This is a genomic window from Spirosoma sp. 48-14 (genome assembly GCF_001898575.1).
In the GTDB taxonomy this organism is placed as follows: domain Bacteria; phylum Bacteroidota; class Bacteroidia; order Cytophagales; family Spirosomataceae; genus Spirosoma.
Map to the genome: position 1 here is coordinate 391,053 of NZ_MKUD01000063.1, position 16,230 is coordinate 407,282.

The 16,230-nt window shown below is 51.0% G+C and carries 10 protein-coding genes; 1 reads left to right on the forward strand and 9 read right to left on the reverse strand.

The annotated features are described in order from the left end of the window. The first annotated feature begins 79 nt into the window (after nt 1-79). Complete coding sequence (locus BGO59_RS28600) at nt 80-1,636, forward strand: hypothetical protein (protein ID WP_293689551.1); 1,557 nt, start codon at nt 80-82, stop codon at nt 1,634-1,636. Nucleotides 1,637-1,755: 119 nt separating this feature from the next. Here the strand turns inward: BGO59_RS28600 and BGO59_RS28605 are convergent, their stop codons facing one another. The 9 genes from BGO59_RS28605 to BGO59_RS28645 all read right to left on the reverse strand — a co-directional run bounded on the left by BGO59_RS28605 (nt 1,756) and on the right by BGO59_RS28645 (nt 16,228). Next, nucleotides 1,756-3,147: a sialate O-acetylesterase gene (locus BGO59_RS28605; protein ID WP_293689554.1), complete on the reverse strand. Its 1,392-nt coding sequence runs from the start codon at nt 3,145-3,147 to the stop codon at nt 1,756-1,758. A 239-nt stretch (nt 3,148-3,386) separates the two neighbouring features. After that, nucleotides 3,387-4,847: an FAD-dependent oxidoreductase gene (locus BGO59_RS28610; protein ID WP_293689557.1), complete on the reverse strand. Its 1,461-nt coding sequence runs from the start codon at nt 4,845-4,847 to the stop codon at nt 3,387-3,389. Between the two features lie 101 nt (nt 4,848-4,948). Further along, nucleotides 4,949-6,394 (reverse strand): RagB/SusD family nutrient uptake outer membrane protein, encoded by a 1,446-nt coding sequence (locus BGO59_RS28615; protein ID WP_293689560.1) that lies wholly within the window; start codon nt 6,392-6,394, stop codon nt 4,949-4,951. A 153-nt stretch (nt 6,395-6,547) separates the two neighbouring features. Continuing rightward, complete coding sequence (locus tag BGO59_RS28620; RefSeq protein ID WP_293689563.1) at nt 6,548-9,955, reverse strand: TonB-dependent receptor; 3,408 nt, start codon at nt 9,953-9,955, stop codon at nt 6,548-6,550. A 23-nt stretch (nt 9,956-9,978) separates the two neighbouring features. Continuing rightward, nucleotides 9,979-11,007: a FecR family protein gene (locus tag BGO59_RS28625; protein WP_293689566.1), complete on the reverse strand. Its 1,029-nt coding sequence runs from the start codon at nt 11,005-11,007 to the stop codon at nt 9,979-9,981. Between the two features lie 43 nt (nt 11,008-11,050). Continuing rightward, a complete protein-coding gene (locus BGO59_RS28630; protein WP_293689569.1) occupies nt 11,051-11,701 on the reverse strand; it encodes an RNA polymerase sigma-70 factor in 651 nt (216 codons plus the stop codon). Between the two features lie 211 nt (nt 11,702-11,912). Beyond that, on the reverse strand, nt 11,913-13,253 hold the full coding sequence (locus BGO59_RS28635; RefSeq protein ID WP_293689571.1) for a hypothetical protein: 1,341 nt from the start codon (nt 13,251-13,253) through the stop codon (nt 11,913-11,915). A gap of 150 nt (nt 13,254-13,403) precedes the next feature. Then, nucleotides 13,404-14,735 (reverse strand): hypothetical protein, encoded by a 1,332-nt coding sequence (locus tag BGO59_RS28640; protein WP_293689573.1) that lies wholly within the window; start codon nt 14,733-14,735, stop codon nt 13,404-13,406. Further along, a complete protein-coding gene (locus tag BGO59_RS28645) occupies nt 14,732-16,228 on the reverse strand; it encodes a RagB/SusD family nutrient uptake outer membrane protein (RefSeq protein WP_293689576.1) in 1,497 nt (498 codons plus the stop codon). Before BGO59_RS28645 ends, BGO59_RS28640 begins: the two co-directional genes overlap by 4 nt. Between the last annotated feature and the right edge of the window lie 2 nt (nt 16,229-16,230).

Below are 16,230 nucleotides of genomic sequence, written 5' to 3' on the forward strand. Positions count from 1 at the left end.
ATAATGAATACCTCCTACTGAATTTCAGTGGAATCCATTATCAATTATTCATTATGCATTGCTCATTATCCATCATTCTATGGCCTACTTCTCCGAACATGCTACGGTGCTGATTTGCATGGTAGTTTACCTGATTTCACTGATTACGTTTGGCTGGTATCTGCAACGGCAGGCCAGCAAAACCGTGGGCGAATACTACGTAGCCGATCGCAGGATACCCGGCTGGGTGGTATCGCTGGCCTTCTTTTCAACCTTTGTCAGCACCAACACCTACATCGGTCAGGCGGGCGAATCGTTCCGGTACGGCCTTTCCTGGACCTGGGTGGGTGTTTTCTGGGCAGTGTTCTGCATCATTTCGTGGCAGATTTTAGGTCCCCGCATGCGGAATCAGAGCATCCGACTAAAGTCGTTTACCGTACCCGATTATTTTCAGTTGCGCTACCAGAGCCAGCTTTCGCGCAGCATCCGGGTGTTATCAGCCGTGATTATTCTGTTTGCAACGGTCTGGTACATGACGGGTATTGCCAAAGGCTGTGCCCACCTGCTTCAGTCGTTGCTCGATATTCCTTATGCATATGGCGCGGCCTTCATGCTGTTCTTCACCTGTTTTTATACCATTGCGGGCGGGATGTACGGCATCATGTGGACCGACGCTGTTCAGGGTATTCTGATGTTCATTGTAGCGATCATCATGCTAGCCTTGCCCTTCATCTACGTAGGAGGGTATGATGCGCTGATGGCTAAAATTGCGTTCGTCGATCATGTGTCGAAAAAAGGAGCCCCTATTGGCAATGGATTGGTGACGTTTGGGCAACTGACCTCATTTACCTACATCGTCGGGATTGGCCTGTCGATTGGCATGAAACAAATCTCCGAACCCAAACTACTCATCCGGTTCTATACTGTGAAAGACAAGGCAGGCATGAAGTTCGCCATGACCTGGACGCCCATTTTTATGGGTGTTTCGCTCGTTTGCGTCATGGGTCTGGGCGCTTTGGTACACGGCATGGTAAGTAGTGACGAAGCGGCCCAACTCATCAACAATACTGACGAAGTGGTGGGCTTTATGCTCAAGAAATTCAACAATCCACTCATTAGTGGTATCTGTCTGATGGGGTTATTTGCGGCTGGGATGGCGGCACTGGCATCGGTCACGCTGGTGGTGGGAACAACCCTTGTGAAAGACATCTGGAATGTCTGGCAACCGATGCCTGTGGAGAAAATCATTCCCCGCACCAAAGTGGTTATGCTGCTCTACTGCATCATCGTGTATTATTTCACCATCTTCCCACCTGCCGATGTGGTCGAATTATCCGCTTTTGCCGGGTCGGTCTATGTAGCCAGTTTCTTTCCAACCATTTTTGGCGGGTTATATTTCCGCTGGGGGACCGATCTGGGTGCCGTCGCGTCGATGCTGGCGGGGATTGTGGTCAATATCGTCTGGCGGTTTGGCGTCCGAACCCGTTACGAGAACCTGGGCGACATTCACGAAGTATTTCCGGCGTTTCTGGCGTCGTTTGTGGCCTATGTGCTGGTGAGCCAGCTAACGGCCCAACGAAAACCTACACAAGACCACCTGGCAACGGTTTTCGGCGAAGAATCGAAGCTGGATTTTATTCCATCCGCCAATCGTTAAAACCGTTTTTCTACGATCTCCAAACTATAAATCTCCCGGCAGATGCCGCCGGGGATTTATTAAAACCAACCTATTTCTGAAAATTCCTGATCGGTCTGGACGAAGCCATTTTGGGCCAATCAAAATTTAGTCAGGCCCAAATCCCAATTATCGGTGCGAAACGGGATAACAGGTAAACCTTCTCGGCTGAACAGATTTGGTTCGGGGGCGTCGCGAAAAGCAAACCGCACAGCTACGGGAGTTTTAACGCTCTCGGCCCAAACCTCAATCTCATTGCCGACGATCCGGGCCTTGGCTTTTACAAACACCTGATCGATACCCGCAATGCCAAATTCAGTCAGTTCATTCCCTGTACTCATGAACCCGTTTGGTACTTGATCGAACGTAAGCCGAATTACCGAACCACGTATTTGCATCGACCGATATTTAGGGCTTTTATAGGCGATTACTGGTCGCTTGTAATTCTCAGCTAACGCCCAGTTTGCCAGCCGATTACCAACCTCTTTTTTAAAGATCGGATGTACATCATCCAGATTATCAGCTAAATCAGTTGTAACAACCATACCCGTTTTGGGTATATCCATAGCGTTGGCTTGGGCTTCCCGAAGTAGTGGCGTTTCAAATTTTCCTCCGTACCGATACGGAGCCAGTTGTACGTAGTAAAACGGAAAATCAGTCTGCCAAAGCCCTCGCCAACCCTCAATCAGCAGGTGCATGAGCCGGTAATAGGCTGGTGCATAATGCCGGTTCGATTCACCCTGATACCAGATCACTCCTGCAATAGCAAACGACGTAATAGGGGCAACCATGCCATTGTACAACCAACCGGCTTTGGCAGGTGCCCATTGGTTTTGGGGCATCATCTGAATCGAGTGACGCGTCTCGGGGTAAAGCATAGCCAGTGCTTCGGGCATCCAGGATTCAATCTTTGTGGCACCCCACGACATATCAATCAGGCCAATCGGGACATTCAGGCCTGCATGCAGCTTTTTACCGAAAAAATAACCGACCGCACTAAAGGCTTTCAGACTAGCCGAATCACAGATTTGCCACCGCCCTTTTACATCGTCCTGAGGTACAGGAGACGACCGTTTTGTCATCTTAAACAGGCGAATACTCGGATTGAACGCCTGTGGCAACTCAGCCTGCGCATCTTTAACGCCCCCTGCCGCACTCAGGCCCATATTCGACTGACCCGAGCAAAGCCATACTTCACCAATCAGGATGTTGGTCAATTGGATGGTCGAACTCCCCGCAATGGTAATCGTATGAGGCCCACCAGCGGCTGGTGTTCGTAATCGAACTTTCCAGGTAGCATCGTCGGAGCAGGTTACGCTTATGGGTCGATTGTCCCAACTGGCCGTGACGATGATTTTTTCCGGCGGACTCCCCCAACCCCAGATGGCAACATCCGTCTGTTGCTGCAATACCATATTCGATCCCAGAATAGACGGTAAGCTAACTTCAGCTCTGGCAGCCAGAGCCAGCAGGAAGAAGACTATGGTTTTCAACAGCTTTATGTTTTAACGAATTATATGGTGTCTATCCGTGGTGTCGGTTACTTTAACCGACACGTGAGGTTCCTCAAAACCTAATTCGATCTGTTCGGTTTTAAGAAACCTCACGTGTCAGCTATGAGTAGCTGACATCACGATATGCTTTAGTCAGGATTTGACTTTTTTGATCAACCCTAAACTCCCATTTAGATCTCTCCTTGGGTCGGGGTGACAACATATAAAACCCCATAACCCTAAGCCCGCATACCCAGCTTAGTCAGCAATTGGGCAGCATCGCTCCAGGCTACTTCATTGGGCAGTTTATTGGTTTTGGCCGCAATGGAAGCCACAGCACCAGCCGCTTCGCCCATGGCAACGGCATTGCCCGTTACCCGATAACTGGCATGAGCTACAAAGTCGCCACTGATGCAACGTCCGGCCATCATTAGCCCATCCACATCTTTAGCAATCAGTGCCCGTAGTGGAATATCGTACGGGATCATTTTGATGCCACCCCGACCGATGGTTTCTACCTCGTTGGTTTTCCGATCAGCCGCGTGAATGTCGACGCCAAAGGTTGGCCGAACCACTGCATCCTCATGCCGAGCACCAACAACCAAATCCTGTTTGGTAACCGTGTAGCGACCATGAATCCGTCGGCCATCGCGAATACCAATCTGCTCAGGGGTAGCTACAATCTGCATACCTTCCCAGGGACCACCAAGTTTGTTCAGTCCCCGCACAATGTTGTACACTTCAGCTCTGGCCTGCACCGTGGCTTCGGTAATCTCGTCGGCGTCGAACGCTTTGATATTGTACTCATGGTTGACCATAATCATGACCAGATTATCCCGAATCAGGAAGAGCGTGGGCATACCATACGAGGGCGTAATACCTGCCCTGGCAATCTCTTTTTTGAACGCTTCAACCGCCGGAACGTGCCAGTTCTTTTTATCGCCATCATTTGTGTAAAACGAAATGAATTGCTTCAGGGCCGCTGGATCACGCACAACGGCCAACGTATTAAGTGTCAGTGGCTGGCAGGGACATGTATCGCCACCATGCCCGATTTCCCAACTGTTGCCTGCCTGGGCTCCCACATCACCATCGCCAGTAGCATCGATGAACACTTTTGCTTTCCACGCTTCACGACCCGACTTGGAATCGGTCACAATCGTAGTAAGCTGTTTTTTATCTTTATAAGCGGACGACACGCGGGTGAGCAACCGAAACTTTACACCCGCTTCGATACACATTTCTTCCAGCAACACCTTCATTTCGTCGGGGTGGTACACAAACTGATCGGCGATTTTGTTGCGACGAGCGTTTCGCTCATCGAGTTTCGCCTTGATTTCTTTGGTTAGCCCCGGCTTGTCGAAATCGAAAATGTAGGTCAGTAACCCGGCCGTCCAAACGCCCCCCAAACACCCGTGCACTTCGATCAACTGCGTTTTGGCTCCCGCACGAGCAGCCGTAATAGCGGCCGATACACCCGCCGGCCCAGCTCCACACACCACGACGTCGAACTCGCCTTTGATGGGTACATTGCGGGCGGGTTCTTTAAACTCGTCAGCCGTTTTCGATGCTGCTTCGGCATCTGATGCCAGTATAGGCAACGCAGCGGCCCCAGCTCCGGCAATCGTCGATTGAATAAATTTCCGGCGGTTCAGGCTGAACAGGGCCGATAGGCGGTTTTGATTCTCAGTTGGTTCCATGACGAGAGATATAGGAATAAATAATGGATAATGTAAAATGGACAATGCACTCACTCACAGGCCAATAACTATCCATTTTGCATTATTCATTAAATTGACATTTAGTACCCTGGATTTTGGTCTTTTACCGGATCAATGGCGGTGTTATAGCTTACTTCCGAAACCGGAATGGGCCACAGATAATGCTTCTGAGCGATGGTTTTGCCTTTGGCAGCCAGAATGATTTCAGCAGCTTTTCCCGTTCGTTTGAGTTCGAGCCAGCGTTTGCCTTCATACTGAAATTCGTACCCCCGCTCCTTCACCAGCAGATTCAGGAATGCAGCCGCTGAACCGTAATCAGCAAGTTTAAAATCGACCGAGGATGGGGTGCCCGACGGCTTGCCATACGCCCGACGATGTACCTGGTTGAGGGCTTCCATTGCGGCTGCTGTAGGGCCATTCGCGGCCTGACTAGCCGCTTCAGCATAAATCAGTAACAAATCGGCGTAGCGGTACCAGCTTACGTCGTTGGCGGCTCCGGCAAATTCGAGTGAATTGGGGTCGATGTATTTTTTACTAAGTAAGGACGTGGCCCCAACCCCAATATTCCACGGATACCAAAGTGTTTTACGAAGGTCGGCGTTGTCCCAGTTGCTGTAGGCAGGTAAAGTACTGTCGTTGTACAGCCCAAATACACCACCGCCACCACCCAGCAGCTTGGTTCCGGGGTGATTCGTCAGTGTGGGGAACAGGTTGCCCTGACCGGGTTGATGCGAGAACTTCAGCGAAAAAATCTCTTCGCTGGTCGTGATGACATCCGGGCCGAATAGCTTCTGAAAATCATCGACCGTAGAGACCTGAACCAGCGCGTATTTATTGGCTTTAATCACTTCATCGGCCTTATCGCGGGCTTCGGCAAATTTACCAAGTTGCAGATATACATCGGCTAGCATGGTTTTGGCAGCCCATTTTGTGGGTCGTCCAATGTCCGTCACCTGATCGGGCAGGCCCGTTTCGGCTGCCTGCAAATCCGACAAAATCAGCGCATAGACTTCATCGACGGTGTTTCGTTTTGCCGTAATATCGGCCATATTGGCTTCCGTTCGGATGGGAACTCCACTCCAGTTACGCACCAGATGGAAGTAACTGAACGCCCGCAGAAACTTAGCCTCAGCGACTGATTTGGCAATATCGGCCTGACTGATCGACTTCCCGTTGGGTGCATTTTTAATCACCAGATTCGCATTGCGGATACTCAGATAAAAGGCAGACCACGCCCCCGATACCCGGCTGACATTGACGTTGTCCAGTCCCGCGAAATTATTCAGGATAGCGTAACTGCCCCGGCCAAGCCCATAGTCGGTATGGCCTTCCAGTACGGCGATATAAACGCCCATACCACTGGTATTGCTATCGCGCAAAGGCGTGTAAATGGCATTGACTGCCGCCTGTACTTCGGCCAGCGTATTGTAGAATGTCTCTACCGCCAGCGATTTAGGCGCTTCCTTCAGCACATCCTCACAGGATGCCAGAAAGAGCGTGGAGAGGAGGAATAGGAGTTTTTTCATAAATTTTAAAGAGTGAATGAGCGAAAGAGTGAATGAGCGAAATCGGACCGCCGAAGCGGAGTGAGTATTCCCACGAGGCCTGAGCGACATATTGCGTAGTTGTTTTTAGGACACATCGCTCTTTCACTCATTCACTCTTTCGCTCTTTGACCATTAAAACCCAGCTCGCACACCAAAGGTGATGGACTTGGCAGTGGGGTAACTGTATTGATCGAAACCCTGAGCAATGGAGTTGGAGCCACCACTGGAGTTCACTTCGGGGTCCCACCACGAATAGTTCGTAAACGTCAGCAGATTTTGACCACTGGCATACACCTGCATCGACCGAATCCAGGTTGCCCCCCATTTTAGAGTTGGCAGATTGTACGCTAACTGAATGTTTTTCAGCCGTAAGTAAGAGCCGTTTTCCACAAATCGATTGGAGACGTTGACGCGTGTGGTACTGCTCACGAGCGGGTATTTGGCGGTGGTGTTAGTGGGTGTCCAGTGATTCAGAAAAACCTCGCGCGGCATATTCAGCCCATAACCGTAATCGACCGTATTATTGATGGCACTGGTATTGAAAATATCGTTCCCCTGCGTGCCCTGCAAAAAGAGGGTCAGGTCGAAGTTTTTGTACGACATGCTGGAATTGAAGCCGTAGATAAATTTCGGATTCGGATTGCCAATAAAAGTTTTGTCGCGAACGGTAATGGTCCCATCGCCATCCATGTCCTTGTATTTTATTTTGCCTTTATCGTCGTACCCATCTTCGATATAGCCCCAGAACATGCCCATCGGCTGGCCTTCCCGAAGAATATTTCGCGTATCGGTAATGGCCGATATGTCGACAAAAGCACCCAGAATATCTTGCCCACCGTATAATTTCAGCACCTTGTTCCGGTTCAGCGCCACATTCGTGTTCACATTCCACTTGAACGCGCCCGTCAGAATATTGGCATTGATCCCCAACTCCAAGCCTTTGTTCTGCACTTCGCCCACATTCTGAATGGTGGTTGTAAAGCCCAGAGACGACGGTAGTTGTACGGTATTCAGCAGATCACGAGTGTTTTTGATGTAGTAATCGGCCGTGATCAGTATACGATTTTGCAGGATACCCAAGTCAATGCCGATGTCCTTTTGCTCCGTAGTTTCCCATTTCAGATTGCCGGGCAGGTTTGTACCGGGCGAGTAGGCCGTATAAAGCGCATCACCAAAGATGGTTTTTCCCGAATATAGTTGATTCAATGTAGCATAAGCATTGATCGCCTGGCTACCTGTAAGTCCCCAACTGGCCCGAAGCTTCAGATCTGAAACCAGGGTGCTGTTCTTCAAAAACTCTTCGTTCGAAATCCGCCACGCCAGGGCACCGGATGGAAAGTAGCCCCACTTACTGCCTTCGCTGTACTTGGACGACCCATCGGCCCGGAAACTAACCGTCGCCAGATATTTACTATCGAATGCATAGTTGACCCGGCCCAGATACGACAACAAAACCGACTTGGAATAACCCGATGCTGGAATACCGGGCGTTCCGGCCGCGCCCAGATCAGACGTCTGGCTGGAATTGCTGATGTAGTTGGCCCCGCTGCCGCTCAATGTCGTTGTCAGAAAGTCCTGGTACGTGAACCCGGCCACGGCCGAAATGCTGTGCTTTTGCCGGATGGTTTTGTTATAGCTAATGGTATTCTCATTCAAGAGGCTGGTCAGTTGCGTTGTACTCACACTGGCGTTGCCCGTTGAGCCGAAATAGTTAGTCGTTGTATAGGAGTCGGTGCGGTCGTCGGAGTTTTCGATACCACCCGAAATTTTAATGGTCAGCTCAGGAATGGGGTTGTAAATAAACGCGGCATTGGTCAGAACCCGGTTGCCTTTGGTCAGGCTGCTCTGTTCGTTCAGTATATTGATCGGGTTCCGTAGCTGGGTATTGACAAACGCATAGGTTGTGCCAAATACTTCGTAAGAGCCGTCGGCTTTGTAAGGCCCTAAGACGGGTGGGGCCGATATGGCTCCGGCAATGAGCGATCCGCCCCGGTTGCTACCCTGGCTATTCTGGGCGTTCGTCGTGATTTTGGTTAACGTACTGGCAAAGTTGACCGATAGTTTTTTGCTGAGCGCATGGTTGATATTGGTCCGTATGGAGTAGCGGTTGTAGTCACTGCCGCGAATGATTCCGTCCTGGCTGAACACACTTCCCGACAGTGAAAATTGCGTTTTTTCGTTTCCCCCACTGATGTTCAGCGATGCCGTTTTCATGGGGGCCGTCTGAAAAACCAGGTTCTGCCAGTCGGTGCCCTGCCCGAACGCATTGATCTGGTCCTGGGTAAAATAGGGTTTCAACCCATCGTTGGCCGCCTGTTCGTTGTAAAACGTCGCGTATTCTTTGGCGTTCATCATATCCAGCTTTTTGCGTAGGGTTTGCGAACTGTAGCTGGCTTCAAAATCGACCGTAGCCTTGCCCGCCTTTCCCCGCTTGGTGGTGATGAGTACAACCCCATTGGCACCACGGGAGCCATAAATAGCGGTGGCCGAAGCATCTTTCAGGATTTCGATGTTTTCGATATCAGCATTGTTTAATACGGTCGGATTACTCCCCGACAGCGGGAAACCATCCACTACATACAGCGGCTCGTTACTCCCCTGAATCGAGTTGGTCCCGCGAATCCGCACGCTGACACTCCCACCGGGAGCACCCGTATTTTGTAATACCTGCACCCCAGCCGCCCGACCCGACAACGCCTGTAACACGTTCGTAGCCGGATAGGCGTTCAGGTCTTTGGCCTTCACCTGAGCCAGCGACCCCGTCAGGTCGCTTTTCTTAACCGTCCCATAACCTACCACCACCACCTCATCCAGCGACTTATCATCGGGTATCATTTGTACATCGATAGTACTTCGGCTACCGATGCTGATCTCCTGATTCTGATAGCCCACAAAGGAGAAGACCAGCGTAGCCGCTCCATCTGGTATATTCAGTCGGTATTTTCCTTCGGCATCGGTGGTGGCGCCACGGGTCGTATTCTTTACGACCACACTTACCCCAGGAAGCCCTTCACCCGTTTCGCTTTTGACGATTCCCGAAATGGTTCTTTCGACAACTACCGGAGCCACTGCCTTTTCGGCCGATAGTGTGGTAGCTGACCTATTGTCAACGAGTTGGGGCGTTGTGGAGGTCTGTGCATTTAGCATCGGCGTTTCCGAACGGACGTCGGCTGTAGGCGACTTTCCCGGCTTTTTTTCGCCAATCACCATGTACACCCCACTTTTCACTTTCTTGTAACGAAGTCCCTGAGGACGCAGAATTGTATCCAGATTTTTTTCCAGCGAAGCCGCTGGATCGACCATCGAGGAAAGTACCGTCTGATCGTTGATTAATTTGTCTTCAAATAAAATATCGACGTGGTAACGCGCCTTAAACAAATTGAGTACATCCCGGAGTTGAAGCGTCTGCGAAGCGGTCATGGAGGACTGAACGGGCTTTTGAGTAGCCCAATTGGCAGCCATCACCTGTGCTTCTCCGGGGTAGCCATTCAGCAATACGCTGATGAGCAAAGCCACTGACGAGCGGAGAGCCTGTTGCATGTGAGTAAGTAAAAGGTTAGGAGTTAATTCGTAAAGGTTACGTTGTTGTTATCGCGGTGGTAGTTGATCTGGAGCAGATCGGCCACCAGTTTGATCAGTTCGTTGGCATCCTGAGCCGGAAAAGCTCCCGAAATGGTCCGATTGGCCAGTTCTTCGCCTTCTATATGGACAGTCAGGCCATAGTTATCGTGCAGGGTCTGGGCAATCTCACGCAGCGACGTAGTCTCGAACGTAAAGCGGTGCTGTTTCCACGACGATGCATTTTCAGGATGCGAGGTTTGTTTAAAGGCCAATTTGCCCTGCGCATCAAGTGTGACCAAATCACCGGGTTTCATAATCATGGCGGGTTGATCCGGTTGTTTGGGCAGGGTCAGAGCCACTTTCCCCGACCGCAATACAACCTGCGTCCGGCGCTCCCGACTAAAAACTGTAAATTGCGTCCCCAACACATTCACGGCCAAGCCTTTCGGCGTCAGAACGACAAATCGCTGGTGATTCGGAAGATGACGCACCGAAAAATCGGCCTCTCCGGTTAGTTCAACCTGTCGGCCAGCCGTTTCCGCTGATAAGAGCGGAATACGACTTTCGGAACCGAATCCAAATCTGGGGAAACGAATGCGGGAATTGGCGTTCAACTCCACAACCGACCCATCAGGCAACAGGCAGTGTTTGGTTTCGCCAAAGCCAGTTTCGATGGTTTTGTAGCGAATAACGTCGCCAGCCAGCCAATTGCCGATGCCCAGGATCAGGAGAACAGAAGCAGCCGCCAGCCAAATCCCCAATCGGCTACTATGCCACCACTGAACCGATGTATCTTCGACCGGAGAACTTACCCGAACGGTACTACCTATACGTTCCTGGGTAGCGTCAAAAGCGTTCTGCCAGTTGGTCGTTAGTTGGAGGTTGGCAAGTTCCCACTCATGCAGCCACTGGTAATACGTATCCTGATTACCGGGTTGGGCCAGCCAGCGTTCAATTGATTTTTTCTGGAGTGGACTCACCTTTCCGGCGAAATAGTCGAAAGCGAGCGTTTTATTCACAAGTTCTTCCATAACAAAGGGGTTTGGGGAATGACACAGTGTGGCCGTTTTACCCTTAGTGTAACCCGACAAAAAGTAAGCAAACCATCGTCAGAATGGCCCGTCGGATTTGAGACAAGGCCCGAGACAAATGAGCTTCTACGGTTTTCAGGGCAATGCCCAATTCGGCCGCGATCTCCAGATTCTTCCGGTTTTCGAATCGGCTCATCAGAAACACACGTTGGCATTGCGACGGTAACTCCTTGATGACTTTCTCCAGCCGCTGAAAGGTTTCATCGTATTCAACCAGCGTTTGGGGTGACTCTTCCGCCCCGGCATACTCCATCTCGTCAATCGACGCCGGGGTACGGTTGCCCGTCAGTTCGTCGCGCAGGTAATTATAGGCTCGATGGCGTACGGCGGCATAGAGATAGGTACGATAGGTAAATTGTACAGAGCGATGCGCATCGGTTTTCCAGAGCTGATAAAATACTTCGCTGACAATATCTTCGGCTACCTCACGGGTATACACAAAGCGCAGGGCGTGGCTGCAAAGAGGGTTATAATAAAGCCGGAACAGGGCTTCGAACCCTTTTTCCGACGATTCGGCGAAGGCCGCTCTGATAAAAAACTCGTTATCCACAACGGCCGTTGCGTGACTGCCCGCACGCAGGGGGCGGGGTACATCACCTGAATCGAAGCGCTGATATCCTTCTGGTTCGGTCATAAGATTACCGGTCAAGTACGCGAATGACACGAATATTGGCGATTACCCTTAGTCGAAAATAACTTTTTTGTGAAAATTTTTCCCTGATTTTCACAAAAACACCACGAAAGGCCTATAAAATAAATTTCCCGGCAGATCACCACCGGGAATTTACCAAACCAACCTATCAATGGAACACGATCATTATGATGCCGGGCCGACCTCCTAAAAATCAGCGTTCTATCCGTTTATGCATCTTTGCTTCGTAATACGCCGGAAGCACAATAAAGAACCGGGACGTATAGAGCTGTTTCCAATCATAATGTGTCAAAGCCCCCATCAGATCAGCCTGATACTGATCAATCAACGTCTTGTTGCCCGACAGTAACACAACCCAGCAGGCCCAGAGAGGCTCCCGCATGTGTTTGTCTTCGTACACCCGGGCGGGCGATAGTTTGGCCCATTCGCGTCCCTGTTGAAGCGCTAATGCCAGCGTCGTAGCAATATCGGGCTGCGGCTTCCAAAGCTCGTTCAGCGTCCGCCAGTTTTCGTTGAAAGTAATGGTGTGCTGATTATCAAACTGTTTATAGCGCGACAGATGCAGGGCTGCTTTTTCGGCCGTCCGATTTAACCCCTGCCGAAATTTCTCCCGAATGGCGGGCACTTGTTCCAGTTCAATTAAGGCTTTCAGATTGGCCTGTGATATGCCTGTGATCCAGAATTCGTTTTCGGTTATGTTTCCTTTTTCAGGGCTGACGGTTTCGTAGGGAATCCCCTGAGCGCACAGTTCCAGTCGGGTTAGGGAATCACCTTCGGGAATTTCATTCAGCCGTTGGTGATAGCCGTCCAGCCATTTCTTGTCGTGAGTCAGGTCGAACAGTGCTCGATAGATGAACACCAACCGAGCCGAAATTCGGCACCCTTTGTCGGTCAGGTTGCCCCGAAAACCATAGTCTTCGCGGTCACAGGGGAGCTTCCAGTCTAATTTTTCCAGCGCATTAGCCACTTTTTCGACCAGTTGAATAAGTTTCTGCTGCTCAGCCCGGTCGGGGATTCCACTTTTGATGTACCGCCACATACCGTAGAACCATGGCCCGGTCTGATCGTCGGACCCGGCCACATGGTGACTCTGTCCATCGTCGGCAACGCCCCGCGCAATGAACCCTGGTATGTGCCCAATAGTAGCCAGCCGGACCATCCCATTGGCTATTTTACGAGCCTCAAGTGCATCCTCCCGTTTCCGGCTGATCTTCCAGCGATTACATAATCCATCGATATAAATTCCGTTAAAAAAAGCCCCGTTTTCGATGGGCGAAAACCAGGATAAGCCATTGGGTTTATCGGTATTGCATTCTTCGGCTGTTGGCATAAAGATCGTCCCATCCCGGCCCGCATAGTCATACAGAATCCCATATTTCGGGCTGATAAACCGTCGATTGATCTCCTGATGCGCCCGCTCGATCTGCTGCTCAAGCGTGGAAGGAGCAGTTTTAGATGGCTTCGATTGAGAGTAAACCACTGAAGCGTGGCAAAAGCAACCCATTAAGAGCCAGTAATAAGTGGGTATTTTCATTAAGATTTGGGGAAATTAACCAACAGCCCACCGCTTTAGCTGTGGGTCTATAAACAATCAATTACCGCGCATTCAACCGTTAAAACGGTTATGATAACATCGACCTTTTTTAACACACACAGCTAAAGCAGTGGGTTAATAGAATCTTCATCATAACTTTTTATGATTCCGAAGGCGAAACCAAACGGCTTCGACGGGAAAAAACTGTGAGTAATACAGCTTGTCGTATTGAAAATGTCCGATAGCCCCCAGCATCTCAGCCCGGTATTGGTTGACCAGATTTGTATCGGGAGATAAGGCGACAATCCACGACATCCAGAGTGGCTCCCGCACAAAACCCAATTCCTGATTTCGACGTGGGGATAGCTTAACCAGTTCAGCCAGTTGCGCGGCCGAAACATCTAAGGCATCCTGTTCACTGTGTTGTGGTGTCCACCATTGGTTCAGTTGCCGCCAGTCGTGCAGATAGGGTTTCAAGTCGTTGTTATCCAACTGATGCCAGCGGGCAATGTCGACAGCAGCACTGCGGGCACTGGCATTCAGCCCCTGTTCATACGCCTGCTTCAGGGTCAGGTCCGTTTCCATTTCCCAGAGCGCCCGCACATCCACCGTACTCGTAATACCCGTCCAGCGAAACTGCTTCGGCACATCGAACTTCATCCCATCGGCACAGATTTGCAACCGGCTCCGGCGAGGTTCACCACCCAGTTCAGCGGCCGCTTCCCGATACAGTTTATCCCAGTTGGGATTGCCCGTCAGTTGATGCATCGCTTTCAGAATGAACAGCAGCCGAGGGGCACCTTCCCAGGTAAAAATGGCAAAGCTGTTCCGATACCGGGCAGGTGCATAGGACATAGTCGGTAGTCGCCAATTAGTCGATACTAATACGTTCGCGACCTCCTCCATTTTAGTGATGATCTGCCGACGTTCGGCGGGTTCGGCCATGTCGGAATAGAGATACCGCCATAGTCCGTAAAACCAGGGCGATGTCTGATCATTGGAGCCCATCGAGGGTGGAGTTTTACCATCGGTTGCTACACCACGGCCGATAAAACCGGGTGTATCGCCCACCGACGCCAGTAACAACAATCCCTGCACCAGCTTTCGGGCTTTTTGTCGGTCGCTCTCCTGATGCCGATGCAGCCACCGCTGACAAAGCCCGTCCAGGTACAGTCCGTTGAACATGGAGCCGTTTTCAGTCGGTGTCCACCAGCCTAGTGCATTGGGTTTGTTCTGCCGAAACTCTTCTGCTGTTGGTCGGTCGAAATGTCCGTCAGCCTCAGCAAAATCGATCAACACCTGATGTTCATCCACGAACCGACGCCAGATTTCCTGGTGAGCCTTTTCCATATTCAGACTGTCGGCCGTCCCCGAAAAAACGGGTCCGTCGGGAACGACCGATGCCGTTGGCAGGAACGCACAAAGTCCGATTACAACCAGCCCCGCGACGACCAGTTTACCTGCTTGATAAAGCCTGCTCATTTCCAGTCCGGGTTCTGTTCGAGCTTGGGGTTGGCCCGGATTTCGTCCATCGGAATGGGGTAGTAACGGTGTTTGGCCTGCGGAGCCCGCACCGGATACACCTCATTGACTGCCTTCGGAATCACGGTTAGGAAGGTATTCGTCCGGGTCAGGTCGAACCAGCGGTCGCCTTCGGCAAAAAACTCCCAGCTTCGTTCTTGGAGCACCGCACTGATAAAGTTGTCTTTGCTCAACCCCGTTTGTAAATCGGCCAGCCCTGCCCGCTTCCGAATAGCGTTAATGTACTGATAGGCCGTTGCAGTAGGACCGTTCTGCCGCGCTTCGGCCTCAGCAGCAATCAGATACATATCGGCCAGCCGCAGCATTGGTACATTGTTCCGCCCCTTCGCTCCGATTGAGTTTTTGTCCATGTACTTTTTGATCAGCACCCCCTTCACCGTATAGGGGGTAATGTCTTTTTGCAGAATCACTTTCCCGGCCACACTGATGTAAGTCGTGTCGAGCAGTTGCCGCCGTTTGTCCTTCGGGTCGAAGGAGTCAAAGAACGACTGAAAGGCAAACAGCGACCCAAAGGTTGAGTTGCCATAGTCGCGTCCGGCACTGTTTGGCGGGCCACACAAGCCCATCATCGTTGTAGCCCGCGCTTTTGTACTGTAATCGCCCTCGAAGGCAAACATATTCTCCTGCCGGGCCAGGTCTTCTTTCTCCACATTGTACAGATCCAGTACGTCGGTCATGAGGCTATATTTCCCTGAATTGATTACCTCAATGGCTTTCGCTTTAGCCGTTGCCCAATCCTCGGCATACAGAGCTGCTTTAGCGTATAATCCAGTAGCCGCTTCTTTCGACGGTCGTCCTTTTACTGTCGATGCCGAATACGAGGGCAATTTGGCGATTGCGTCGTCCAGGTCTTTGTAAATCTGTTTGTAGACATCGGCTTTCGGGCTTTTAGCTACCAGCGCATCCGATTCACTTTTGCTGGGTGATGTCCGAATCACCACATCCCCAAAGCTTTTGGCCAGGGTAAAATGATACAGCGCCCGCAAAAACTTAGCTTCACCGACAATGGCATCCCGGCGTGTGGTCTCCATATTAATGGATGGTACGCGTTCGATGACCCAGTTCGCATTTTCGATGCCTTTGTAACAAAACTGCCATAAACCCAGCGGGCTCTCAGCCGTACGCCCAAAACTTTTGGAAGACGAATAATCCGAATCGTAACTGTAGAGCGCAAAGACGTTGCGGCCTACCACCGGCTTCACCCAAAGCTGATCGGCCGCAAAATCGGAGGCCAGCACCATAGGAGCCTGATCGAACAGGTCGTTGATGGAGCCATAGGCGGCTGTCAGGGCCGCTTCAGCATCCTGTGAACTCTTATAAAAATCGGTGGTGATCACGGACGAATACACCGTTTCGTCCAGGCTCTGACAGGCGCTGGCACAAACAGCGACGACAAATGCTGCCAGGGTGGATTTAGAAAAATAGCATTTCATAA

Excerpts from the sequence above, each read along its gene's own strand:
- BGO59_RS28600 (WP_293689551.1), top strand. The coding sequence starts at position 80 with ATGGCCTACTTCTCCGAACATGCTACGGTGCTGATTTGCATGGTAGTT.
- BGO59_RS28610 (WP_293689557.1), bottom strand. The coding sequence starts at position 4,847 with ATGGAACCAACTGAGAATCAAAACCGCCTATCGGCCCTGTTCAGCCTG.
- BGO59_RS28615 (WP_293689560.1), bottom strand. The coding sequence starts at position 6,394 with ATGAAAAAACTCCTATTCCTCCTCTCCACGCTCTTTCTGGCATCCTGT.
- BGO59_RS28620 (WP_293689563.1), bottom strand. The coding sequence starts at position 9,955 with ATGCAACAGGCTCTCCGCTCGTCAGTGGCTTTGCTCATCAGCGTATTG.
- BGO59_RS28640 (WP_293689573.1), bottom strand. The coding sequence starts at position 14,735 with ATGAGCAGGCTTTATCAAGCAGGTAAACTGGTCGTCGCGGGGCTGGTT.
- BGO59_RS28645 (WP_293689576.1), bottom strand. The coding sequence starts at position 16,228 with ATGAAATGCTATTTTTCTAAATCCACCCTGGCAGCATTTGTCGTCGCT.
- BGO59_RS28630 (WP_293689569.1), bottom strand. The coding sequence starts at position 11,701 with ATGACCGAACCAGAAGGATATCAGCGCTTCGATTCAGGTGATGTACCC.
- BGO59_RS28635 (WP_293689571.1), bottom strand. The coding sequence starts at position 13,253 with ATGAAAATACCCACTTATTACTGGCTCTTAATGGGTTGCTTTTGCCAC.
- BGO59_RS28625 (WP_293689566.1), bottom strand. The coding sequence starts at position 11,007 with ATGGAAGAACTTGTGAATAAAACGCTCGCTTTCGACTATTTCGCCGGA.